Genomic DNA, 23,492 nt, shown 5'->3' on the forward strand with positions numbered 1-23,492 from the left:
AATAGCTTACTTCTCCAGCGTCGCAACCGCTTCCACATGCGGCGACCATAGAAACTGGTCGATCGGCGTAACCTTGGTGATGCGGTAGCCGCCCTCGACCAGAATGGCGAGGTCACGCGCCAGAGACAGCGGGTTGCAGCTGACGGCAACGATCTTCTTGACGCTGCTCTTTGCCAGTTCCTTGCACTGAGCTTCGGCTCCCGCGCGAGGCGGATCGAAGACGACGGCGTCGTAGTTCTTCAGTTCCTTGGCGGTCAGCGCATGGCGGAAGAGGTCGCGTTTTTCAATGGTGACCGGCTTCAAACCTTGCGTGTTGCGCGCCGCAAGATCCAGCGCTTTCAGCGCCTTGTCTTCGGCTTCCACCGCATGCACCTTGCCAAGACGTGCCAGCCGCAGGGCAAATGTGCCGGACCCGCAGAACAAGTCGGCAATGCGCTTGGATTTACCCACATGCGCCAGCACCAGTTCGGCCATGGCATCTTCGGCCGGTTTGGTGGCCTGCGCGAAACCGCCGGACGGTGGCGAAATCATCACGCCGTCGAAATCGATCAGCGGCTTTTGCGGCTCGATCAGAATTTCACCAGCAATCGAAACACGCGCAATGGCGCGTGTGGCCAGCGTGATTTCCGTCGCCGTTCTGCGCTGCTTGTCGGTTGGCGCTTTGATGCCTTCGAAGGAAATATCGAGCCCGGTCCGCGTTTCTATGACGGTGATGCGGAACGGCTCGGCATTCGAGACGAGCGGCAGCCCGATGGCACGGATGGCGTCCAAACGCGAGACGATGCCGTCCGACGCGATGGGACATTCCTCAATGGCGACGATGTGGTGGCTGCCTGCCTGGCTGAAACCTAAAAGCAGGCCTTTTTCCGTTTTGCGCGCGGAAAAGACAACGCGGCGTCTGTCTCCGGGGCGACAGTGCACCAACCCGTCGACCTCGGCGTCCAGCCCCTTGGATTTCAAGGCTGCAATGACAAGACTGCGCTTGAAGACGTGATAGGGTTCATCCGCCATATGCTGCAACGAGCAGCCGCCGCAGGTACCGTTCTTACCATCGGGGCCGAAGTGACGGCACGCAGGCTCGCGCCGTTCCGGTGCCGCCTCGGCAATCGACATGATCGTGCCCACGTCCTTGACACGTGCGATGGTCACGGTCTCTCCGGGCAGTGCGAAGGGCACATAGACAGTGCCGTCAGGACAGTGGGCGATGCCGTCTCCCTGGGCGCCAAGGCTTTGTATCTTCACGGTCTGGGCTGTCATGGCTTTCTGCCTCCGAGAAGAAATTCCTCGTTGCCGTCACCACCCGCAATCGGCGAGGGAATGAGGCCGAGGCTGACCCAACCCATGTCTTCCACCAGCCAGCGCTCAAGCTCTGCGGCGACGGCCGGTGCCGTCTCTGGGTCTTTTAGTAGCCCGGCTTTGCTGATCGCGTCGCGCCCGGCTTCGAATTGCGGCTTCACCAGCAATACGGCGAACGCTCCAGCCTCGGCCAGTTCTAGCGCAGGTGCCAGTGCCAGCTTGAGCGAGATAAATGACACGTCCGATACGATGAAGCCGATCGGCCTGTTGTCGATATCGTCGCTGGTCAGGAAGCGGGCATTGAAACCCTCGATGCTGGTGACGCGCCTGTCGTTTTCAATGCGCGGATGAATCTGGCCGTGGCCGACATCGATCGAGGTGACGTGAGACGCACCGCGCTTCAGCAACACTTCGGTGAAGCCGCCCGTTGACGCGCCGACATCAAGACATTCGCGATTGCGCGGGTCCAGCTCAAAATGGTCGAGTGCCGCGACCAGTTTCAAGGCCGCGCGCGATACGTAATCCTGCGCGGGATCGCTGATCTCGAAGACGACATTTCCGGGAAATGTCAGACTGGGCTTGGTGACGACCTTGCCGTTGACGCGTACGGTGCCGCGCGCGACGGCATCACGTGCACGAGAGCGGCTGGCGAACAGGCCGCGGGATACCAGAAGCTGGTCCAGCCGGTGATTTTCAGATGAATTAGACATGGCCGTTTCAATGACTGCCAAACGCCCTGAGCGCAAGCATTTTATGCGTTTGAGCCGACAGTACAAGGCGAGCGCGCCAAATGAATATGCAGCATATATAATAGATCTTGGGAAACTTAAGCGAAAATAAACGGCTTTATTGCATTCTGCGGCACAGTTGAGTTGATCTCACCCCTTCTGCCATGATGGCGGCCCCCGGATCATAATGTGTGATGTCGCAGACTGCTTTCCTATGCAGTCGCACCTGAAGCGTGTCGAAAGAGCCCTCGATGTCTTTGAAGAATCTCCCTATTAACCTCAAGCTGGTTGCCACTTTCGTTGCATTGATGGGTGTCTGCCTCGTAGCATCGGCGGTCGTCTTTCTGCAAACGATTGAAGCCAAGAGCTTGTCGGAACAGCAGACAAACACCGCCAGGATCATGTCGGCAGTCGATGACGCGAAGGCTGCGATGCTGGAGCAGGCGGTCAACCAGCGTGGCTTCCTGCTGTTTCGCAGCGACAGCACATATAATGATGTGTTTGCCCAGCGCGATCTGATGTTGAAAAAACTGGATGAGGCTCGCGGCCTGGCCGTCGGTCAGTCGGAAATCCTGAAGTCCATCGACGACATGCAGGCGACCGCGACCGTGTTCTACACGCAGTTGGCGCAGCCACAGATGGCAGCCCGCAAGAACACCGAGGCACCGATTTCAGACGTCATCGAGATTGGACGCAATCAGGCCAAGGGTCAACTGGATGGCTTCCGCGCTGCGGCTGCCAAAATCAAGGAACAGCTGTCGACCGCTTCCGCAAACCAGGTTGCTGCACAGTCTGCCGCTCATACCAATCTTGAACTCGCCCTCTTGGTTGGCGGTGCTGCCGCTGGCGTTGTTGCCGTGCTGCTGATCTGGGCGCTGTCTCGCGCCATCGTCTCTCCGATTGTCGGCATGACGGACGCGATGAGCCGCCTTGCCGGTGGCGACACGACCGTTGAGGTTCCCGCACTCGACCGCGGCGATGAAGTCGGCAAGATGGCGAAGGCCGTTCTGGTCTTCAAGGAAGCCGGTATCGAAAAGTCCCGCCTCGCGGACGAAAGCGACCGTTTGCGTTCATCGACGGAAGCAGACCGCCGCCGCAACGAAACGGAGAAGGAACGCGCCGACGCGGAACAGACCTTTGCCAGCGAAGAACTGGCGAAAGGTTTGCAGTCTCTCGCCGACGGCAATCTGGTCTATCGCATCGAAACACCATTTGCGGAATCCATGGAGCCGCTGCGCATCAACTTCAACAACTCGCTGGACAAGCTTCAGGAAGCGCTTCGCAACGTTGGCGAAAATGCCTCTGCCATCAACGCCGGCGCGTCTGAAATGCTGTCTTCCGCAGACGACCTTTCCCGCCGCACCGAACAGCAGGCAGCGTCCATCGAAGAGACGGCCGCTGCCCTAGAGCAGGTTACGACGACTGTCCGTGACAGTGCAAAGGGCGCAGAAGAGGCAAGCGCTCTGGTTCAGCGCGCTCGCACCGGTGCAGAAAACTCCGGCATCGTCGTTCGCAAGGCAGTTTCTGCCATGCAGGAAATCGAAAAGTCGTCCGGTGAGATTACCAATATCATCGGCGTTATCGATGACATCGCGTTCCAGACGAACCTTCTGGCCTTGAACGCCGGTGTCGAAGCCGCGCGTGCCGGTGAAGCGGGTAAGGGCTTTGCGGTTGTCGCACAGGAAGTGCGTGAGCTGGCACAGCGGTCTGCCAATGCCGCCAAGGAAATCAAGGCTCTGATCGGCGCATCCAGCGCGCAGGTCGAAAACGGCGTGAACCTGGTGGGCGAAACCGGCAAGGCTTTGCAGGCAATCATTGCCGAAGTCGAGGAAATCAACTCGCACGTCGCGACGATCGTTACCGCCGCCCGCGAACAGGCAACCGGCTTGCAGGAAATCAACACGGCCGTCAACACGATGGACCAAGGCACGCAGCAGAACGCCGCAATGGTGGAAGAACAGACTGCCGCCAGCCACGCTTTGGCACGGGAAGCCGAAAGCCTGAACGAACTGATCGGTCAGTTCAATCTCGGTGGCGGTGCGCGCTCTGCGACGGCGTTCAAGCCGGCACAGCAAAGCGTACCACGGTCAGCCTCTGTACCAGCACCAAAGCCGAACTATTCTGCGCCCGCTCGCCCAGCGGCAAAGATCGCGCAGCCTACCGCGCGTCCAGTCTCGTCGCCAGCGCGTGCGCTTGGCCAGAGCCTGGCGAAAGCCTTCTCACCCAGGACCGAGGCTGTCGCCGCCAAACCGGTAGCTCAGGATTGGGAAGAGTTTTGAGATCAGTCACAGTCTGACATGCACAACCCGCCGGAGCGATCCGGCGGGTTTTCTTTTGTGGCGCAGTCCTAAGATGAAAGCCCGATGGTGATCGTCGCGGACAGGACGCCGCTTTCGAGCTTCTCGAAATCGAAAATATGGTCCGTCGCATCGACTGGGATGATGTTATCGTCACTATTAGCGGTGTCGCGCCGTGGTCTGCCGACATAATCCGGATGCTGGCCATAGACGATATCGCTCAGCGTATCGTCAAAATAAAGCTGGCTGACGAGCAGTTCTTTGCCATCTACCAAGATGCGGCAATGAATGTGAGGCGCGCGACCGCGATACCAGCCTGGATAAGCGGTCAGGAACGTTGCCTGACCATCCGCCTTGGTCAGTTGCCGCCCGCGAAAGGCAAGGCCGCTGAGGGCTTCCGCGTCATTCGCCGTGCACATGTCGGCAGCTTCGCGGCCGGAATAGATGCCGCGGTGGTCAGTATGCCAGATTTCAACGTCCGCATTCTCTATCGGCCGACAATCGGCGCTATGGACAATTCTGACCGCCATGCGCATGGGAAGACCAGACTTACCTTCGGAAACATCTTCTCGCTGCGGCACGTTATTGACGTGGCATGGGCCAACCGTTTGGGCTGCGGTGACGATGCAATTCGGACTGCTTCGAAACACCGGCGGCGGTAGTGTCGCCATGTCGATCGCCTTGGTTCCACCGTGGAGAAAATCGGTTCCCTTCCAGTCGAACTGACGGGCGGCAATGGCTTTATGCTGGCGAGGCCACAGCGATACGCCCGCTGCTGACGCGGCGATAATAACGCCTCCTCCAAGAATAACAGTTCTTCTTTTCATCAATTTTTCCACTCTACAAAATGCTTGTTTGTAGAGGGCGGAAAAGGAAATCCAAGTTAAATCTTGTCCATGCGCGCACGCGGCGGCTAAACGGCGTAACCCACGCCCGCCTGTTTCTGGCCGAGTGCGTTGAATACGGTGGACACGATACCCGCCCGATCAAGACCAGCATTGGCATACATGATTTCCGGCTTGGCCTGCTCAACCCACTGATCGGGAAGCGTCAGGGTGCGGACTTTCAGGCCCGTGTCGAGCAGACCGGCACTGGCCATGAAATGCAGCACATGCGCACCGAAGCCGCCTGCCGAGCCTTCTTCGATGGTAATGAGCACTTCGTGGTGGCTGGCCAGTTGGCGAATGAGATCGAGGTCTAGCGGCTTGGCAAAACGTGCATCTGCAACCGTGGTGGAAAGGCCAGCCGCATCCAGATCTTCCGCCGCAGCAAGGCATTCCGCAAGGCGCGTGCCGAAGGAGAGCAGTGCGATTTTTGTGCCTTCCTTGACGATGCGGCCCTTGCCGATTTCCAGAATTTCGCCGCGCACAGGCATCTCGATGCCAACACCTTCACCACGTGGATACCGGAAGGAAATCGGACCTTCGTCATAGGCAGCAGCTGTGCGCACCATATGTTTCAGCTCCGCCTCGTCCGCTGCCGCCATCACCACCATGCCGGGCAGGGTGGCGAGGAAAGTCGTGTCGAAAGAGCCCGAGTGGGTAGGGCCATCAGCACCAACAAAACCAGCGCGGTCTATCGGAAAGCGCACCGGCAGGCTCTGAATGGCCACATCGTGCACCAGCTGGTCGTAACCGCGTTGCAGGAAGGTAGAATAGAGCGCACAGAACGGCTTGTAACCATCGGCAGCAAGGCCAGCGGCAAAGGTCACGGCATGCTGTTCGGCAATGCCGACATCGAAGCTGCGTGTGGGAAAGAGCTCGGCGAGCTTATCCAACCCCGTGCCGTTCGGCATGGCGGCGCTGACGCCGACGATCTTGTCGTCAAGCGTCGCTTCCTGGATCAGTGCTTCGGCAAAGACGCTGGTATAGCTCGGTGCATTCGGCTTGGCTTTCGCCTGCGCACCGGTGATGACATCGAATTTGTTGACGCCGTGATACTTGTCGGCAGCGGCTTCGGCGGGTGCATATCCCTTGCCCTTCTGCGTCACGACATGAATGAGCACCGGGCCCTTCTGGTTGTCGCGCACATTGCGCAAAACGGGGAGCAGATGGTCGAAGGAATGACCATCGATAGGGCCAATATGGTAGAAACCCAGCTCTTCGAACAACGTGCCACCGGTGACATAGCCCCGTGCGTGGGTCACGGCGCGGGTGATAGCGCGGTCGATGGTCTTGCCGAGATAGGCTGTCAGCTTCTTGCCGAAATCACGGAAGCCCATATAGGTCCGGCCCGACGCCAGACGCGCGAGATAGGCACTCATGGCGCCGGTTGGTGGCGCAATCGACATGTCGTTATCGTTGAGAATGACGATAAGGCGGGCATCCAGCGCACCGGCATTGTTCAGCGCCTCGAACGCCATACCGGCAGACATGGAACCATCACCGATGACGGAAATGACCTTGCGGTTGCTGCCATCCAGTTCCGCTGCCACGGCCATTCCGAGACCGGCGGAAATGGAGGTGGAGGAATGGCCAGCGCCGAAATCGTCATATTCGCTTTCGGCGCGGCGGGTGAAGCCGGAAAGGCCACCTTCCTGCCGCAGCGTACGGATGCGATCGCGACGACCGGTCAGAATCTTGTGCGGGTAGCACTGGTGCCCGACATCGAAAATCAACCGGTCTTCCGGGGTGTTGAACACCTTGTGGATGGCAATCGTCAGTTCCACCACACCGAGACCCGCACCCAGATGCCCGCCGGTTGTGGACACGGCGTCGATCATCTCATCGCGCAGCTCCCTGGCCAGTTGCGGCAGGTCACGATCCTCGATGGACTTGAGATCGGATGGGAATTTCACCCGGTCAAGCAATGGTGTCTCTGGCATTCCGGTCAATCGTTAGGCCTTCGTATTTTGGTGTTCGATCTGCCGCTTCCAGATGGTGTGCATTCTGGTCTTCGACAAGACTAAAATCGTTTTAACGAATTTCAACCCTGCGGCAAAGGGACAAACTCCTCTTCATCCCCCGGTACAATGTCGAAGCGTCCAGTTCTCCACTCTTCCTTGGCTTTTTCTATGCGTTCTTTTGATGACGACACGAAATTCCACCAGATATATCGCTTGGAATTCAGCGCCGCGCCTCCGAAAATCATGATGTGGCAGCCGGCGATGCCACCCTTCAACGTAATATCATCACCAGCGCGAAACACGATCAGTTGATCGGCGGCAAACACATCTCCCGCCACTTCCAGGCAGCCGGAGAGAATGTAGATTGCCCGTTCCTCATGATCGGCTGCGAAGGGGAATTTGACACCCGCACCCAGCGTCAGGTCGACGTAAAGCGTATCCGTGAACGTCTTTACCGGCGACGATGCGCCAGCAAAGGAGCCGATGACGACACGGCCCGATGCACCTTTCACATCGACGACAGGCATTGCGTCCCGCCCGGTGTGGGAAAAATCCGGCGCGATCTCTTCCTTGTTATCGGGCAAGGCAAGCCATGTTTGCAGGCCAGACATGGACAGCGGATGACCACGCAGGTTCTCCGGCGTCCGTTCCGAATGGACAATGCCGCGCCCCGCCGTCATCAAGTTTATGTCGCCAGGACGGATGGTGAGTTCGGTGCCGAGACTATCACGATGCTTGATTTCACCATCGAAAAGATAAGTCACGGTAGACAGCCCGATATGCGGATGCGGCTTGACGTCCAGCGCTTCCCCGGCTTTGAGGATTGCCGGTCCCATGCGGTCGAAAAAAATGAACGGCCCGACCAGTCGCCTATCCCGCGTCGGCAGGGCGCGCCTCACGGCAAATCCGCCGATATCGCTGGAGCGCGGAATGATCAGGTTCTCGATGGCATCGCAGGCAAAGGCATCACCCGCGGCGGGGTCATTTCCGGGAAAAAACGACATGGCAAATCTCCTGCGTGACTGGCCGGTAGATTAGCACGATTTGGGGGACTGTTGAGGGTTCTCTTATGAACGCTGTGTTCTGATTTTGCGGGAGGAGAGAGGGGCGAAGTCTGCATTATCCTTCGCCGTCACCCTCGGGCTTGTCCCGAGGGTCTAACGAACCCCAACATCAAACGTGGTTAGATCCTCGGGACAAGCCCGAGGATGACGACGGTACGGGGTGAGACCGGCGGTCGTTCAAAGGGAGCTACGCCTATTCGCCGTCCAACGGCTCCACGCCGACCGGCTTGCCCGCGCGATCCAGACGAATTTTCTCGATGCGCTTTTCGGCAGCCGTCAGCAGGGTTTCACAATGTTTTTTCAGGGCTTCGCCGCGCTCGTAAATGGCGATGGATTCGTCCAGTGCCACATCGCCGCGTTCCAGACGGGCGACAATGCTTTCCAGCTCGGCGACAGCCTTTTCGAAAGAATAACCGCTGACATCGGCTGTGTTGGCATTTTCCGTCATGTTCAACCCTTCATCATTCTCAAAATATGCATGGCTGCCGATTCCGCCAGCCCTTCCAGATCATAACCGCCTTCAAGCAGGCTGACGACCCGGTTGGCAGCAAATTTGTCGGCCATGTCAAGAATTCGCCCCGTTGCCCAATCGAAATCATCACCCACCAGATTGATCTGCGCCAGGGGATCGCGGTGGTGCGCATCGAAACCCGCCGAGATGATGATGAGGTCGGGCGAGAAATCGGCAAGCGCTGGCAGCACGCGGGACTTGAACGCCTCACGAAAATGATCGCTGCCGGTGTTGGGAGACAGCGGGGCATTGACGACGTTGTTCTTGATGCCGGTTTCTTTTTTATCGCCGCTCCACGGGTAAAGCGGCATCTGGTGTGTGGAGCAGAACAGGACCGAAGTGTCGTTCCAGAAAATATCCTGCGTGCCGTTGCCGTGGTGGACATCCCAATCAACGATCGCAACACGTTCCGCCCCATGCACCTTCTGCGCATGACGGGCCGCGATGGCGGCATTGTTGAACAGGCAAAAGCCCATGGCCTTTTCGGTCTCGGCATGGTGGCCAGGCGGGCGGCTGGCGACGAAGACATTGTCGGCGGCTCCCGAAAACACGTCATCCACTGCCGCCATGGCAGCGCCGATGCCGGTCAGCGCCGCTTGCAGGCTTTTGGGTGAGGCATAGGTATCTGCCTCGATGCGGTTGATCTCGCCGTCTTCCTCCGGAATCTGTCGCATGATCGAAATCAGATGGCTCTCTGGATGCGCCAGCAACACCGAATCTTCGTTGGCTTGTGGTGCTTCTTTCCGCTCCAGCCGCTCGAAATTCGGATGTTCCAGCGCAATGTTGAGCGACCGCAGCCGGTCAGGCCGCTCCGGGTGCCCTGCAGGCGTTATGTGTTCCAGGAATATCGGGTGCTCGTAAAGCCGTGTGGCCATGGCGGTGACTCCTGAAAAGCGGCAGCGTTACGCGCGCTGCGGCAACAGTGGATAACCGGCCATCACGGCGCGGCCAGCCAATGCGGCCAGAACGGCCTTGAGGACATCGCCCGGAATGAAGGCCATGGAGCCGACAAAGGCCTTCTGAAAACCGATGCCAGCTGCAAAGCCCAGATAGGTTATGCCGAACACATACAGAACGATCACACCACCGGCAACGCTGGCCAGAAAGAAGCCCAAGCCCTGTGCCAGAGCCGATTGATCCCTGTTGACCAAACGCTCGGACAAATAGCCCGTGGTAAAGACGGCAGCAATCCAGCCGATCAGGAAGCCGGTGGTCGGCGTGTAGAAAATGGAAAGACCACCGCGACCGCCCGATAGCACCGGCAGGCCGATGGCGGCGATAAGGATTGTGAGAAGAACCGCCAGCGTGCCACGCTTCGTACCCAGCACCACACCGGCCAGCATGACACCGAGCGACTGGGCCGTGATAGGCACCGGAATGAACCCAAGCGGGATGGGCGGCAACAGGCCAAGCGCGATGATGATGGCTGAAAACAGCGAGATCAGAACGAGGTCACGGGTTTTCATTCTCAATAGGCTCCCATCTTTAAATATCAGGAGATGAGGTTTGGCCTCTGAAACCGCGCGCGTCAATGGCATCCGCAATCGCGTCGGCATCCTTCAACGTCATAATGATCAGCGGAACCAATATCGTATGCAGCCTTGTCTTCATTCCGCGGGCGCGGTGCGCATCGCGCAACGTCTCGTAGCGGTTGATGACTTCAGGCACGAAACGCACGACAAGCCCAACCGCCAAGCCGACATCGGCGGCCTTGGCGAGCCCCAGCTTTTCCAGCGGACGCAGCGCAAAAGCGATTTCATCCATGAACTGAGAAATGCTGACACTTGCCGTAATCGCCGTCGCCAGCAGCGTCAGGGCCGTCAAACGCAAAAGAGCAATTGCCGCATCCGCTGCCGAAATTAGCAGAAAACTGAAAGCTGCGATGATGGCAATGGTCAGCAGAACAGGCCGCAGCCGCGCAACGATTTCCCGAAAGCCCAGGTGCGTCTGCCACAGCACCAACCCCGCCATCGAAACGGCGGCGAGGAGGATAAGCGGATCGCGCGTAAGAAACAGGCCGATGCTGAACAGGGCTAGGCTCGCCAGCTTGATGCGGGGCGATAGCTGGTAAAGCCAACTGCTTCCTTCGACATGCAGGCTTTTCATGTCAGTGCCAGCTCTCGGTAAAGCTGGATGGCCTCGGCAGGGGATGCATTGGCATGAAGCCTGTTCTGATGGAACAGAAGCACGCGGTCAAAGCTTTCCAGCAGGGGAAGATCGTGGGTAATGACGATCAAACCCTGCTCCAGCCCCGCCATGGTCCGTTCCACCAGCGCACGGTTCTTCAGGTCCAGCTGGTTGGTCGGCTCGTCCATGATGAGAATTTTCGGGTTGGTGATGGTCAGCGCGGCAAGGGCCGAGAGCTGCAACTCACCACCGGAAAGCTCATGCGCACGACGTTTTGCCAGATGCTGGATATCGAAGCGCTGCAAGGTGGCGTCCACTGCCGCATCGATGGCGGCCTTACTCAGCCCCTTGTTTTTCAGGCCGAACGCAATGTCATCGCGGATGATGGGCAGGATGATCTGGTTTTGTGGGTTCTGGAAGATGAAGCCGACATCCTTCAAGACATCGGACGCATCTTTGACCGTATCCAGCCCGTTGACGCTGACATGGCCACTCGTCGGTTTCGTCAAGCCGTTGATCATCCGCGCGAAGGTCGTTTTGCCCGAACCATTGAGACCGATAATCCCGATGCGTCGTTGGTTAAGCGTCAGCGTAAGAGGCTCGACCGCCGCTCTACCCTCAAACGCCACCCCCGCATCGTTAAAACGAATATCCACTGCCAGTCCCCAAATGCTCTCGCTGTTCCTATAAACGCAGGAGAGGGCAAACGAAACAAGGAACAAAAAAAGAACATTGATTTTTCAGTCTCGCAACCATAGGCTTTTGCCATGGCGATTCTGATTTCGAACGAAGCAGCACGACGTATCTTCCTGGCGCGACAGGGTCTATCCGCATCGCCCAGCCGTGCCATGGGCAAGGCCGATTTGTTGAAACTGATCACGGATATCGGCTTCGTACAGTTGGATAGCATCGCCACTGTAGAGCGGGCGCACCACCAGATCATCTTTTCCCGCAACCAGACCTACAAGCGCCAGCACCTCACGGAGCTGCTGGAGAAGGACCGGGCGCTGTTCGAGCACTGGACGCATGATGCCTCGATCCTGCCAGCGACCTTCTACCCCTATTGGAAACACCGTTTCCGCCGCCGGGAGCCCGTTATTCTGGAACGCTGGCGCAAGTGGCAGGGGGAGGGGTTCGATGCGGACTTCGAGGAGACCTATCGTCGCATTGCCGAAAACGGCCCTGTCATGTCACGGGATATGAAGGCGGAGGGCCATCAGTCCGGCGGCTGGTGGAACTGGCATCCATCGAAGACCGCGCTTGAATATCTCTGGCACACCGGCAAACTGGCGGTGGCTGGCCGCATGAACTTTCAGAAGGTCTATGATCTCGCAGAACGGGTCATTCCGGCTGAACATCACGATAAAGAGGTTCACCACGACGAGTTCGTCGACTGGGCCTGCCGCGAAGCACTGACGCGGCTGGGCTTTGCGACGTCGGGCGAAATCTCCGCCTTCTTCGACATCGTCACGCCGCAGGAAGCCAAGCAATGGGTAACTGATCATCGCGATGAGCTCTGCGAAGTCTCGCTTGCCTCTTCGGATGGTGCCAAGGAGCGTGTCTCGTATGCCTTCGAAGGGTTCGCGGGCGAGGCGGAATCGGAGATCGAGCCACCCAACCGCATCCGCGTGCTCAGCCCGTTCGATCCCCTGCTGCGCAACCGCGCGCGTACCGAACGCCTGTTCGGCTTCTATTATCGCATCGAAGTCTTCGTGCCGGAGCCGAAGCGGCAATATGGCTATTACGTCTTCCCGCTTCTGGAAGGGGACAAACTGATAGGTCGCATCGATATGAAGGCGGAGCGTAAAGGTGGAACGCTGGATGTAAAGCGCCTGTGGCTTGAAAAGGACGTGCGTACGTCTTCGGGGAGGCTTGCAAAGCTCGATGCAGAATTGAACCGGCTGGCGAAATTTACCGGTGTCGAGACTGTACGGTATCTGGATGGTTGGCTGGGTTAAATCATCTAGTCGCGCACCGCAGCCATGACCGCGTCTACGGCCCGTTCCATCGCGCCGGGATCATCGAACACGGCGAGAAGCAACGTCGCTCCTTCGAGGCGGACAAGGGCATCCGTGGCTGTGATGGATGCAATGTCACGTGGCATCGCCTTTTCCAATATGTCGGTCATCCGATCCCGGTGAGCCTGGAAGAAATTCCGTACGGCTTCCTTGGCCATCGGCGTGTCGTCACCCACGCCATAGGCCAGATGAAATCCCACGCAACGCTTGCGGTCCGTCAGGCTGTCGGCAATCGCCCGGACGACCGCCTTGTAGGCCGTGTACCAATCTGAACCGTCGATATCCGGCTGGGTAAAGGTCTCATCCAGCGTCAAGCTGAGAACCTCCGGAACGAGCGCTTCCTTGTTGGGAAATCGCATATAGAGCGAGGCTTTTCGCAGGCCGACTTTGTCCGCCAGATCCTGCATCGACGCGCCGACATAGCCCTTTTCCCGAAATAGCTCACGCGCCTCCCGGATGATCTTTTCTCTGCTTACTTTTGTCATGCGGTACCCACCTCCATCCAAGTCTTCGTCGCAAAGTACGGCGAGCGTTCGAACCATATCAAATATTTTCCCTATTTACAAACGACCGATCGGTAGTATTTTGATCTCGACAAACGAGCTATGGGCTCGTCTCGATGTCAACAAAAACGATTTTGGAGGTCACGATGACCATCATTTACAAAACCCAGACAGTCGGCGACGTGGAGGTGTTTTACCGCGAGGCGGGTGCGAAAGACGCGCCGGTTCTGTTGCTCCTGCACGGGTTTCCTTCGTCAAGCCACATGTTTCGGGAGCTTATTCCGATGCTCGCGGAGCGCTACCGCGTCATCGCCCCTGATTTGCCCGGGTTCGGATACACCAAGGCCCCGGCGCGTGGCACATTCGACTACACCTTCGACAATCTGGCCAAGGTCATCGACGACTTCACCGAGGCGCTGTCGCTGAAAACCTACGCGCTCTATGTGTTCGATTATGGTGCGCCGACCGGATATCGTCTGGCCACCGCACATCCTGAAAGAGTGACGGCGATCATCAGCCAGAACGGCAATGCCTATACGGATGGGTTCAGCGACGAGTGGGGTGCCTGGGAGACCTACTGGCGCAATCCGAGCGAGGAAACCCGTGAGGCTTGCCGCGCTTCGTTATCGGCGGATGTGATTGAAAATTGGCAATACCGGACCGGCACGAACCCGCGCCGGTTGGGCCCTGATGGCTATATGCTCGATATCGCGCTGATGGCGCGGTCAGGTGCCGACGATATCCAGCTCGATCTCATTTTGGATTATCGCACAAATCTGGAACGCTATCCTGAGTTTCAAGCCTATTTCCGCAAACACCAGCCACCGCTTCTCGCGGTATGGGGCCGTCACGATCCCGCGTTCATCCCCGCCGGTGCACTGGCGTATAAACGCGATCTGCCAAATGCCGAAATTCATTTGCTGGATACGGGGCATTTCGCGCTGGAAACCCATTGCGCCGAGATTGCCCAGATCATCAGAAGCTTCTTAAGCGCTCTATGATCTCTCGACACCCCGCGCTTTTTTGCGGGGTGTCCAACACATGGAGATCACCCGATATCCGTCGAGCTGATCTGAATGCCAAAACCCTCTAGCCCGACATAGTGGCGTTCGCGAGAACTCAGCAGCTTGATCGAGCTAATACCGAGTTCCTTGAGAATCTGTGCGCCGAGGCCGATTTCCAGCCATTCGTCGTCGCGTGTTCGGGCTTGGGCGTGCGCTTCTTCCGGGTCGCGGGATTTCCTGCGTCCGGCCACCTGTCCAACGCCGACCGAGCCTTCGCGCAGATAGATGATGACACCGCGACCTTCGGCTGCGATCTTTTCCATGTAATGCTGCACGGGCTGCTTCTTGCCGAAGATGTCGTCGGCCACGTTTTCCGGATGCAGGCGCACGGGAATATCGACGCCATCGCGGATATCGCCGAAAATCACCGCCATGTGCTGCATCGGGTCCCAGGGCAGGGAATAGGTCTGCGCCTTTGCGGGGCCGAAAGGCGTTTCAAGCGTAAACTCGCTTTCCTTTTCGACCAGCGTTTCCTTCCGCTGGCGATAGGCGATAAGGTCCGCAACGGACACCTGCTTCATGCCGTGCGTCTCGGCAAAGGCCGAAACCTGCGGACCGCGCATGACGGTGCCGTCGTCATTCACCAGCTCGCTGATAACGCCGATGAGCGGCAGGCCTGCCAGCTTGCACAGATCGACAGCCGCTTCCGTATGGCCGGAGCGCATCAACACGCCGCCTTCGCGCGACACCAGCGGAAAGATATGGCCAGGGCGGGTAAAATCTGCGGCACCCGCATTGGGGTTGGCGAGGTTGCGAACCGTCACATTGCGGTCGCTGGCGGAAATGCCTGTGGTCGTGCCGTGTTTGAAGTCTACGGAAACGGTAAAAGCGGTGGTATGGGCGCTATCGTTTTCCGCGACCATGGCGTTGAGGTTAAGGCGCTTTGCCTCTTCCCGTGGCATGGGCGCGCAGACGATGCCGGACGTATGGCGCACGATGAAGGCCATCTTTTCCGGCGTGCAATGCACCGCGGCAACGATCAAATCGCCTTCGTTTTCGCGATCGTCATCATCCATGACAACAACGATCTCACCGGCCTCGAAGGCCCTGATAGCTTCAACGACACGCTTTTGATCATATGTCATGGTGGTTTGTGTTCCTATTTCAGGCGACCGGTCTGGCCGCGGTCTCTCAGATAATGGTCGGCAACCGTGCAGGCCACCATCGCTTCGCCAATCGGCACGGCCCGAATGCCGACGCAGGGGTCGTGTCGGCCCTTGGTGCGCACATCGACATTGTTGCCATCGGTATCGATGGATTGACGTTCCGTCAGAATGGATGACGTCGGCTTGATCGCAAAACGCGCGACGATAGGCTGGCCCGTTGCAATGCCGCCCAGAATGCCGCCGGAATGATTGGAGAGGAAAATCGGCTTACCGTCATTGCCCATCCGCATTTCATCGGCATTTTCCTCGCCGGTCAGTTCAGCGGCAGCAAAACCTTCGCCGATTTCCACGCCCTTGACGGCGTTGATGGACATGAGGTTGGAGGCGATGTCCTGATCGAGCTTGGCATAGATGGGTGCGCCGATACCGGCAGGTACGCCTTCTGCTACGACTTCAACGACAGCGCCGATGGAAGATCCGGCCTTGCGAATACCGTCCAGATACTCTTCCCAGACCGGAACCATCTCGGCATCCGGGCAGAAAAACGGGTTCTGATCGACCTGGTTCCAATCCCAGTTGGCACGGTTGATCTTGTGTTTGCCGATCTGGACGAGGGCACCACGAACATCGAGGCTCGGCACCACTTTGCGGGCCAGCGCACCGGCGGCAACACGTGCCGCCGTCTCACGCGCCGAAGAACGACCGCCGCCGCGATAATCGCGAATGCCGTATTTCAGATCATAGGTAAAGTCGGCATGACCGGGGCGGAAGCTTTTGGCGATTTCGCCGTAATCCTTGGAGCGCTGGTCTGTGTTTTCGATCATCATCGACACCGGTGTGCCGGTGGTGATCATCGTCTCGCCGTCCGCATCCATCATCACGCCGGAGAGAACCTTGACGATGTCGTCTTCGCGGCGCTGGGTTACGAAGCGGCTCTGGCCAGGCTTGCGCTTGTCCATCCACTGCTGAACTTCTGCAAGCGTGAAGCGGATGCCGGGAGGGCAACCATCAATGACGCAGCCGAGCGCTGGACCATGGCTTTCGCCCCAGGTGGAAACACGAAAAAGATAACCGAAGGTATTATGCGACATGTGATCAGACCGAGCGAGCGGCATTCCGCTTGAGGAACGCATTTCTAAAAAGAGGCGGGTTTTTCATAGTGCAAAAGGCACGGAAGGCAAAAGCCTTTCTTTTGCCAATTCCGTTCCCGCCGTGGCGTGTTTCTCAAAAATATCGGTGGGCTGGGATGACACGTCGTGATCGTCACGAAACTTTCAGCCATCTCTCACCACCCGCGAAATCCGAAAATTCCTCTGGGGGGAGCGGTCTGGAAAAAGCGTAACCCTGAAGCATATCGCAACCTATCTGTCGCAGAAGAGCGGCGTGATCATGCGTTTCGACGCCTTCGGCAATGGTCTCGACACCCAACGATCGGGCGATATCCACGATGGAGCGGACAAGCGAGCGTTCCTGCGGTGAGGTGAGGATGGGCATGACCAGTTGGCGGTCGATCTTCAGCCGCTTTGGCTTCAGGCGCAGAAGGCTGATGATCGATGTGTGGCCGGTGCCGAAGTCATCGATTTCGATGTCGATGCCCAGAGCCTTGATGCGTTCGATGTTGCTGGTCGCGATATCTTCGTTCTCATCGAGGAAAATCGCCTCCACCAGTTCGAAGGTGATTTCACCTGGCTTGATGGCAAGCTGTTTGAGACTGTCTATCAGGTGATCGTCGTGCAGGCGTCGGACTGAGACGTTCACGGAAATGCGCGGCACATCGATGCCCTTCATGCGCCAGATTTCCTTGTCTTGCAGTGCATGTTGCAGAACAATCTGGTCTATCATCGATACAACATTGATTTCCTCGGCAATTTTCAGGAACTTGTCCGGGGTGAGAATGCCCCTGACAGGATGACGCCACCGGACCAGCGCTTCCACGCCGGTCAATGCGAGTGTGTTGGCGCAGAATTGCGGCTGATACCAGGCTTCGAATTCACCTCTCTCAAGTCCAGCCAGAATTTCGTCCGCCGTTCGTTTGTGGTTGACGATTTCGGCCTGGAGGTTCTGCGTGAAGAACTCGAAGCGGTTCCGGCCCGTCGCCTTGGCGCGGTAAAGCGCAAGATCCGCGTTGATGAGCGTCCGTCGAGCATCGGCGGAGCCGACGTCTGCAAATGCAATGCCGATGGAGACGCCGCAGCGGCAGGTAAAGCCATCGAAATCGAAGGGATAGCTGAAATCCGAGATGATTTTGGCCGCGATCGACTTGATGTTGTCCTTGTCGTTCAGTTGGCGGATCAGGATCACGAACTCGTCACCGCCGATACGCGCGACGACATCTCCCTCCCGCACGTTCTGGGTCAATATTTGGGCTGCATGGATCAGAACCGCGTCACCGGCGGCGTGTCCCAAAGTGTCGTTGATCTGCTTGAAGCGATCCAGATCGAGATGGAGAATGGCAAAACGCTTGCGCTCTCCTGATGATGGCGATGACAGAGCGTCCAGCTCCTGATCGAGCTTGCGGCGGTTTGCAAGGCCGGTGAGGGGATCGTGAAGCGCGTTGTGCTCGATACGGGTTTTTGCCTGTTCCAGCTCTGTGTTTCTCGCTTCGGCCTCATCCTTGGCGGAGCTGAGCTGTTCCGAAAGCAGAACGTCGGCGGTAACATCGAAAGCGATGCCGACGATCTTTCTGGTTCCATCGCGGTTTTCGTGAAGGCGACCGACCGCCTTTACATAACGAATGCTGCCATCGGCCAAGACGACACGGTGGGTCGAAATGCGATTAGGGTCGTTAGGGTCTCTAAGCCTGTTGATGAGCGCGCTGGGTCTTTCGTCGGGATGGAGACAGTTCAGGTAATCATCCCGTGTAACATGCCGCTCCGGCTCGGGCGGTAGCCCGTATAGCTCGCACATACGCTCATTCCAGACCGCGCTGGAATAGTCATCCGCTGCTTCCCATATGCCGCAATTGTAGGATTCCAATGCGAGTTTCAGGCGTCCGGAAAGCTCCTCCAACTCATGTTCGCGGCTTGAAAGCTCATGCAGAGCGAGCTCGAGTTCCGCGTTCTTGATGTCGCTGTTGTCTTTCGCCTCGCGCAGCTTTTGCGCCATGATCATGTCGGATGTGACGTCCCACAAAATGCCGGTGGTCTGATGCGATCCATCCGGCTTGATGTAGCTGGAACCGGCAGAACGCAGATAGCGCACGGTTCCACCCGGCAAGGCCACCCTGTAGACCTCCGAGGAGGTCTGTTGACCGGAAGAACAGTTGAAGAAGAACCGCGCCGCTTTTGAGCGATCTTCGATTACGAGGGCCGTCAACCACTCGGTCAGCAACGGTCGTTGTTCCTGCATCGGAAACCCGTGCAGGCTTGCTGCACGCTCATCCAGATAGCAGCGAGACGTGTCGTTCTCGATTTCCCATATGCCGATACTGGAAGAGTCCATTGCCAGTTTGAAGCGCTGTGAGAGTTCGAGAAGCTTCGTCTCACGAAGGCGAAGGGTTTTGATATTGCGATTGCGCTCCGACAGCAGCAGCGCCGCCACGATGATTGGCAGCAGCATGGAAATTGCCGCGATCGCAAGCGTCGTGCGCAAAGACCTGTAATAGGGCTTCACCGCATCCCATCCAGACGCGGGTGTCGCCCGGATCTCCCAACGGGAACCGGGTAAATCCACAGACTTGACCAAGGGGTTTTCGTGCAACGGCTCCAAAACCTGGCCCACGATCTCATTGGTCACCGTGTCGCGGATTTCGAACCTGATATCGCCCGACTTACCCTCAAGCGGCGCAAGCGTATCATAGCCGATTGTGTGCAGAAGCTTTCGCCTGTCGACCACGGCCAGAACCAGTTCGTCCTTTTCCGCATTGGTGGCCGTTGCGGGCGGCATCGTGACGATGACCAAGATGGTTCCGCCTGCCGCAGGCTCGAAAATCTGCGCCTCTGGCAGGCGCTCATTCGCGGGAAGGGCAGCGAGTTTGGCCAGTCGTTCGCTCAACATTGCGTTGATCTGTCCCGCGGGAAAGTCAGCCGCAGATTGCGACGTGTAAAGTTTCTCGAGCTGGAAATCGCGCGCAAAGCCAATGGCGATGAAATGATGGGATTGCTGCAACTGGTAATCGGCGATCTTGTCCAGTTCCGTCTGCGCACCCTCTGACGTGAAAGTCGCGTAGTGACCCAGGGACGTCAACGTCGAGACATCGTTGCTCAAGCGCATGACGAGGCTGTCGTGTAAAACGTCGAGCGCATATTTGGCGTGCGTTTCTAGGTCTTCGCGGAGAGATACGGCACTTCGGTGATCGATAAGGTTGAAGGCACCAAGCATGATCCCGGCCATCGCCATAGCCAGCAGGGCGGCAACGATCCTTCGTTTCACGATTTCGTTAAGGCGTTCCCCAATATTAGCCCAAACACTCACGCAATTTATCCTTCGGCAGTATCGAATTTTTCTCTGCTATACAGCTTAAAATACAATATATTCTGAATGCCAGAATATAGTTTTTGTTTTAAATTGTTCTAATTTAACAAGTGCGCGGATTGCACGTGTCTGAAGAGAAAGCGTCTCTAAAGGCTTGATTAAAAGTTAAAATCCATTCATCAATTGGATCGAAAATGTCATGGTTGCGGGCGAATTCCGCCACATTCGGGAGGCAAATCTTGTCGCATATGAAGTTCTTCAGCACCTTTAAGAAAGCCATAGCGATGCGTTTGATGATTGCCGCACTTTTGGCCACAGCCGGTCTGTTTGCTCCCTTTAATGCATTCGCGCAAAGCGTGGATGTCGAGTCGACAATCAGCAAGGTTGACGTCAAAGGGCTGTCGATCACACTGGCCGACGGCAAGAATTACAAGGTGCCGGAAGAGTTCAACTTCGATGGCCTGCAGGCCGGGGTCAAGGTCGTGGTGTTCTACACCGAAGTGGATGGCAAGCGTGTCGTGGATGATCTTGAGGTCATCCAGTAGCGATCACGCTGAGGGATCGATCCACTCAACGGTGCCTTTTTCCGTTTCCACTCTCAATATACGATCCTGCGGAATGGCGATTTCCGCAGCCACATCCTTGTCCACACCGGATACGAGGCGGAACATCGACCGGATGACCCCGCCATGGCAGACGCAGACCGTCGGGCGATCGACCGAAGCCAGCCATGCTCCAATACGCCATGAAAGAATTTCATAGCTTTCGGCATCATGCCCCGGCGGAATGAAATCCCATTTCGTCGCTTTGCGGGCTTTTACTTTTTCGGGTTCGGTCATCTTCAATTCGGGAAGCGTTTGTCCTTCCCAGTCACCGAAGGAAATCTCCACAAGGCGTTCATCCGTGCGGTAGGCTGTTGGCTCCAGTCCCATAGCCCCGCGCAACAGTTCCATTGTTTCGCGGGTGCGGCCCAGTGGACTGGCGATATAGTCGAAATCGTTGAGGGTGGGCCCAAGAATGCGGGATAGGATCTTGCCGTTTTCGGTCGCTTGCGAACGACCGAAGTCATTGAGGGGAATATCCTTTTGACCTTGCAGTCTGCGGATTGCATTCCAGTCTGTCTGTCCGTGACGGATAACATAGACCAGCAATGCGCAACCCCTGTCTTATTCTTTCAACGATGCACCTGAGATAGGGCATGTCGCCTGTGATTGGCATATCTCGCGCAAAACTGCCGTACACGTTTGCGCGAGATATCGTTATGTCAGTCTTTTACAACGGAGATGTCGGGAGCGTCCACCGACTTCATCCCGATCACATGATAACCGGAATCGACGTGGTGCACTTCACCCGTAACACCCGTTGATAGATCGGAGAGGAGGTACAGTGCGGACTTGCCGACTTCTTCGATGGAAACGGTGCGCTTCAGCGGCGCGTTATATTCATTCCACTTGAGAATATAGCGGAAATCACCAATGCCGGAAGCGGCAAGCGTCTTGATCGGGCCTGCCGAAACAGCGTTGACGCGAATACCACGATTGCCAAGATCTACGGCCAGATAGCGTACGCTGGCTTCAAGCGCAGCCTTTGCGACACCCATGACGTTATAGTTCGGCATGACTTTTTCAGCGCCGTAGTAGGTCAGAGTTAGAATTGCGCCACCATCGTTCATCACCGGCTCGGCGCGTTTTGCAACGGCGGCCAGCGAGTAAACCGAAATATCCATGGTGCGGTTGAAATTCTCACGACTGGTGTCGAGGTAACGGCCTGTCAACTCGTCCTTGTCGGAGAAGGCGATGGCGTGAACGACGAAGTCGATCTTGCCCCAATGCGCCTCGATGTTTGCAAAAACACCATCGATCGTTCCAAGGTCGGTCACATCGCAGTGTCCAGCCATAAACGCGCCCAGTTCCTGAGCCAACGGTTCCACACGCTTCTTGAGAGCGTCACCCTGCCAGGTGAAAGCAAGCTCAGCACCGGCATCGGCACACGCCTTTGCAATGCCCCAGGCGATGGAGCGATTGTTTGCGATGCCCATAATGAGGCCACGCTTGCCAGCCATGAGGCCAGATGTCTGAGCCATTGTTTGCTCCCTATCCTTAAATCGAACTTGCCTATGGCATAGGCAGAACGCCTGTTCAAGCAGGGCTGCATCATCTCATGTTAGGGAACGTAACAATGGGTGCGTTGTTCACGGCTTTCGCGGTGACCGAACCGAAAAGCCGCTCAGAAACTTTGTCGTGGTCTTAGAGATAGAGCCCTTCACGCATATGGCGCATGAGATCCATCACCTTCGCATCCGGCGTATCCAGCAGAATGATGCGCAGTTCCACGACAAAATCGCCGTATCCGCCAGATCCGTCCTTCAATCCCTTGCCGTCCACACGGACGGCACGATCAGAACCCGACCATGCGGGGACCGTGACTTTCAACTCGCCATGCGGTGATTGGACAGTGGCTTCGCAACCGAGCACAGCGTCCGCCAATGAAATCGGGAAAGTGGTGTGGATATCGAAATTGCGGATGGAGAATGTATCGTCCCGCGACGCCAGAAGCGTGACCACGAGATCGCCACGGGCGGATTCGGGTAGTTTCAACCCCTGACCCTTCAACCGAACCACATGACCGTCGGTCATACCAGGCTCCAGTTGGAAGCGAACTTCCCGCTCTTCCGGCATACCGATCGTCACCCACTTCTGCTCGATAAGATCGGAAACGGTGACGATGGCCTCGGCGGTAATATCGGGAGCCTTGTCTGGAACAACAGTCGTGCCGCGTATGCGGCGCAAAAGGGCACTGAAGAAGCTGCTGGCCTGCGCTGCACGCGCTTCCATCTTCTCACTCTGTGCTGTCGCCTGTTCCTCTTCGGACATGTTGGCATTGTCGGAAGCAGCACCGGGCTTGGCCGCTGCGACTTTGGCTTTTGCGTCCGCGCCGAAGATACGCTCCAGCATATCTTCGGCGGATTCCGGCTTGGCGCTCTCTGGCTGTGGTTCGGCTTTGCTGGCGCGTGATTGCGCCTTGGCGAGCTCTTCCATTAGCTTTTCTGCAGCCTTGGCGCGTTGCGCGGCTTCTCTGGCGGCGGCGCGCTGTTGCATGATGGTCTGGTCGCGTTTTTTGGTTTCCGCCACGCGCCGAGCCTGATCATAAAGCCCGCGCTTTTGCGGATCCTTCAGCAGGTCATAGGCCTGGCCAATCTCGGCAAAACGCGCGGTCGCGTCAGGGTCTGTCTGGTTGTGATCAGGATGCACGGCTTTCGCCTGCGAGCGCCAGGCTGCTTTTATTTCATCTGATCCGGCATCTCTTTGAACGCCGAGAATAGAGTAAGGATCACGCATCCGAACCTCCAATCATCCCAGTCGGTTCAGGCCGTATTCTTTCGTCATGAAAAGCCTGCAACACGAAAACCACCCGTCTTGAACGTGCATGCAGTCTTTGCGTTGCATCGTTCGTTTGAAATCGGATTTGACTGTCGCAAGAAGTTGCTAATCAGACCTTTACAGCAGGCGTCGCAATGCAT

21 protein-coding genes are annotated in these 23,492 nt (G+C 57.3%); 4 read left to right on the forward strand and 17 right to left on the reverse strand.

The features are described 5' to 3' along the window. Nucleotides 1-6: 6 nt before the first annotated feature. A complete protein-coding gene (locus DSM25558_RS08015; RefSeq protein WP_077103565.1) occupies nucleotides 7-1,257 on the reverse strand; it encodes a class I SAM-dependent RNA methyltransferase in 1,251 nt (416 codons plus the stop codon). Continuing rightward, nucleotides 1,254-2,006: a TlyA family RNA methyltransferase gene (locus DSM25558_RS08020; protein WP_077103567.1), complete on the reverse strand. Its 753-nt coding sequence runs from the start codon at nucleotides 2,004-2,006 to the stop codon at nucleotides 1,254-1,256. The genes DSM25558_RS08015 and DSM25558_RS08020 overlap by 4 nt, the downstream gene beginning before the upstream one ends. A gap of 269 nt (nucleotides 2,007-2,275) precedes the next feature. On the opposite strand from DSM25558_RS08020, the gene DSM25558_RS08025 reads away from it, so the two are divergent. Then, nucleotides 2,276-4,303, forward strand: a complete 2,028-nt coding sequence (locus DSM25558_RS08025) for a methyl-accepting chemotaxis protein (protein WP_077103569.1) — start codon at nucleotides 2,276-2,278, stop codon at nucleotides 4,301-4,303. 68 nt (nucleotides 4,304-4,371) lie between these two features. Here DSM25558_RS08025 and DSM25558_RS08030 read toward each other — a convergent pair whose 3' ends face one another. The 8 genes from DSM25558_RS08030 to DSM25558_RS08065 all read right to left on the reverse strand — a co-directional run bounded on the left by DSM25558_RS08030 (nucleotide 4,372) and on the right by DSM25558_RS08065 (nucleotide 11,524). Next, nucleotides 4,372-5,148, reverse strand: a complete 777-nt coding sequence (locus DSM25558_RS08030) for a dioxygenase family protein (RefSeq protein ID WP_077103572.1) — start codon at nucleotides 5,146-5,148, stop codon at nucleotides 4,372-4,374. 86 nt (nucleotides 5,149-5,234) lie between these two features. Continuing rightward, nucleotides 5,235-7,154 carry a 1-deoxy-D-xylulose-5-phosphate synthase gene (dxs, locus tag DSM25558_RS08035; RefSeq protein ID WP_077103573.1) on the reverse strand — a complete coding sequence of 640 codons (1,920 nt, stop codon included), beginning with the start codon at nucleotides 7,152-7,154 and terminating at the stop codon, nucleotides 5,235-5,237. A gap of 92 nt (nucleotides 7,155-7,246) precedes the next feature. After that, the gene (locus DSM25558_RS08040) at nucleotides 7,247-8,170 is read right to left on the reverse strand and encodes a pirin family protein (RefSeq protein WP_077103575.1); all 924 of its coding nucleotides are present in this window, start codon (nucleotides 8,168-8,170) and stop codon (nucleotides 7,247-7,249) included. Nucleotides 8,171-8,423: 253 nt separating this feature from the next. Then, nucleotides 8,424-8,678 carry an exodeoxyribonuclease VII small subunit gene (locus tag DSM25558_RS08045; RefSeq protein WP_042618153.1) on the reverse strand — a complete coding sequence of 85 codons (255 nt, stop codon included), beginning with the start codon at nucleotides 8,676-8,678 and terminating at the stop codon, nucleotides 8,424-8,426. Between the two features lie 2 nt (nucleotides 8,679-8,680). After that, nucleotides 8,681-9,616, reverse strand: coding sequence for a histone deacetylase family protein (locus tag DSM25558_RS08050; RefSeq protein WP_077103577.1), 936 nt, complete (start codon nucleotides 9,614-9,616; stop codon nucleotides 8,681-8,683). Between the two features lie 27 nt (nucleotides 9,617-9,643). After that, complete coding sequence (locus DSM25558_RS08055) at nucleotides 9,644-10,207, reverse strand: biotin transporter BioY (RefSeq protein WP_077103579.1); 564 nt, start codon at nucleotides 10,205-10,207, stop codon at nucleotides 9,644-9,646. Nucleotides 10,208-10,226: 19 nt separating this feature from the next. Beyond that, the gene (locus DSM25558_RS08060) at nucleotides 10,227-10,847 is read right to left on the reverse strand and encodes a CbiQ family ECF transporter T component (protein WP_077103581.1); all 621 of its coding nucleotides are present in this window, start codon (nucleotides 10,845-10,847) and stop codon (nucleotides 10,227-10,229) included. Next, nucleotides 10,844-11,524 carry an energy-coupling factor ABC transporter ATP-binding protein gene (locus tag DSM25558_RS08065; RefSeq protein ID WP_077103583.1) on the reverse strand — a complete coding sequence of 227 codons (681 nt, stop codon included), beginning with the start codon at nucleotides 11,522-11,524 and terminating at the stop codon, nucleotides 10,844-10,846. The genes DSM25558_RS08060 and DSM25558_RS08065 overlap by 4 nt, the downstream gene beginning before the upstream one ends. Nucleotides 11,525-11,635: 111 nt before the next feature. On the opposite strand from DSM25558_RS08065, the gene DSM25558_RS08070 reads away from it, so the two are divergent. Next, entirely contained in the window at nucleotides 11,636-12,826 is a 1,191-nt protein-coding gene (locus DSM25558_RS08070) for a winged helix-turn-helix domain-containing protein (protein ID WP_077103584.1), read from the forward strand. A gap of 5 nt (nucleotides 12,827-12,831) precedes the next feature. On the opposite strand, the gene DSM25558_RS08075 is transcribed toward DSM25558_RS08070, so the two are convergent. Further along, nucleotides 12,832-13,371 (reverse strand): TetR/AcrR family transcriptional regulator, encoded by a 540-nt coding sequence (locus DSM25558_RS08075; RefSeq protein WP_077103837.1) that lies wholly within the window; start codon nucleotides 13,369-13,371, stop codon nucleotides 12,832-12,834. Nucleotides 13,372-13,535: 164 nt separating this feature from the next. Here DSM25558_RS08075 and DSM25558_RS08080 point away from each other — a divergent pair, with 164 nt between their 5' ends. After that, nucleotides 13,536-14,390 carry an alpha/beta fold hydrolase gene (locus DSM25558_RS08080; RefSeq protein ID WP_077103586.1) on the forward strand — a complete coding sequence of 285 codons (855 nt, stop codon included), beginning with the start codon at nucleotides 13,536-13,538 and terminating at the stop codon, nucleotides 14,388-14,390. Nucleotides 14,391-14,437: 47 nt separating this feature from the next. Here the strand turns inward: DSM25558_RS08080 and ribB are convergent, their stop codons facing one another. The 3 genes from ribB to DSM25558_RS08095 all read right to left on the reverse strand — a co-directional run bounded on the left by ribB (nucleotide 14,438) and on the right by DSM25558_RS08095 (nucleotide 19,972). After that, complete coding sequence (gene ribB, locus DSM25558_RS08085; RefSeq protein WP_077103588.1) at nucleotides 14,438-15,538, reverse strand: 3,4-dihydroxy-2-butanone-4-phosphate synthase; 1,101 nt, start codon at nucleotides 15,536-15,538, stop codon at nucleotides 14,438-14,440. A gap of 14 nt (nucleotides 15,539-15,552) precedes the next feature. Then, complete coding sequence (aroC, locus tag DSM25558_RS08090) at nucleotides 15,553-16,650, reverse strand: chorismate synthase (RefSeq protein ID WP_077103839.1); 1,098 nt, start codon at nucleotides 16,648-16,650, stop codon at nucleotides 15,553-15,555. A 172-nt stretch (nucleotides 16,651-16,822) separates the two neighbouring features. Further along, a complete protein-coding gene (locus tag DSM25558_RS08095) occupies nucleotides 16,823-19,972 on the reverse strand; it encodes a bifunctional diguanylate cyclase/phosphodiesterase (RefSeq protein WP_077103590.1) in 3,150 nt (1,049 codons plus the stop codon). A 284-nt stretch (nucleotides 19,973-20,256) separates the two neighbouring features. Between DSM25558_RS08095 and DSM25558_RS08100 the strand changes: the two genes are divergently transcribed. After that, entirely contained in the window at nucleotides 20,257-20,517 is a 261-nt protein-coding gene (locus tag DSM25558_RS08100) for a DUF1344 domain-containing protein (protein ID WP_077103841.1), read from the forward strand. Between the two features lie 3 nt (nucleotides 20,518-20,520). On the opposite strand, the gene DSM25558_RS08105 is transcribed toward DSM25558_RS08100, so the two are convergent. The 3 genes from DSM25558_RS08105 to DSM25558_RS08115 form a co-directional block, all read right to left on the reverse strand. Continuing rightward, entirely contained in the window at nucleotides 20,521-21,123 is a 603-nt protein-coding gene (locus DSM25558_RS08105; RefSeq protein WP_077103591.1) for a histidine phosphatase family protein, read from the reverse strand. Between the two features lie 113 nt (nucleotides 21,124-21,236). Continuing rightward, nucleotides 21,237-22,055 (reverse strand): enoyl-ACP reductase FabI, encoded by an 819-nt coding sequence (gene fabI / locus DSM25558_RS08110; RefSeq protein ID WP_077103593.1) that lies wholly within the window; start codon nucleotides 22,053-22,055, stop codon nucleotides 21,237-21,239. 163 nt (nucleotides 22,056-22,218) lie between these two features. Beyond that, entirely contained in the window at nucleotides 22,219-23,310 is a 1,092-nt protein-coding gene (locus DSM25558_RS08115) for a DnaJ C-terminal domain-containing protein (RefSeq protein WP_077103595.1), read from the reverse strand. Between the last annotated feature and the right edge of the window lie 182 nt (nucleotides 23,311-23,492).

It is taken from the genome of Agrobacterium sp. DSM 25558 (assembly GCF_900100825.1).
GTDB lineage: Bacteria > Pseudomonadota > Alphaproteobacteria > Rhizobiales > Rhizobiaceae > Agrobacterium.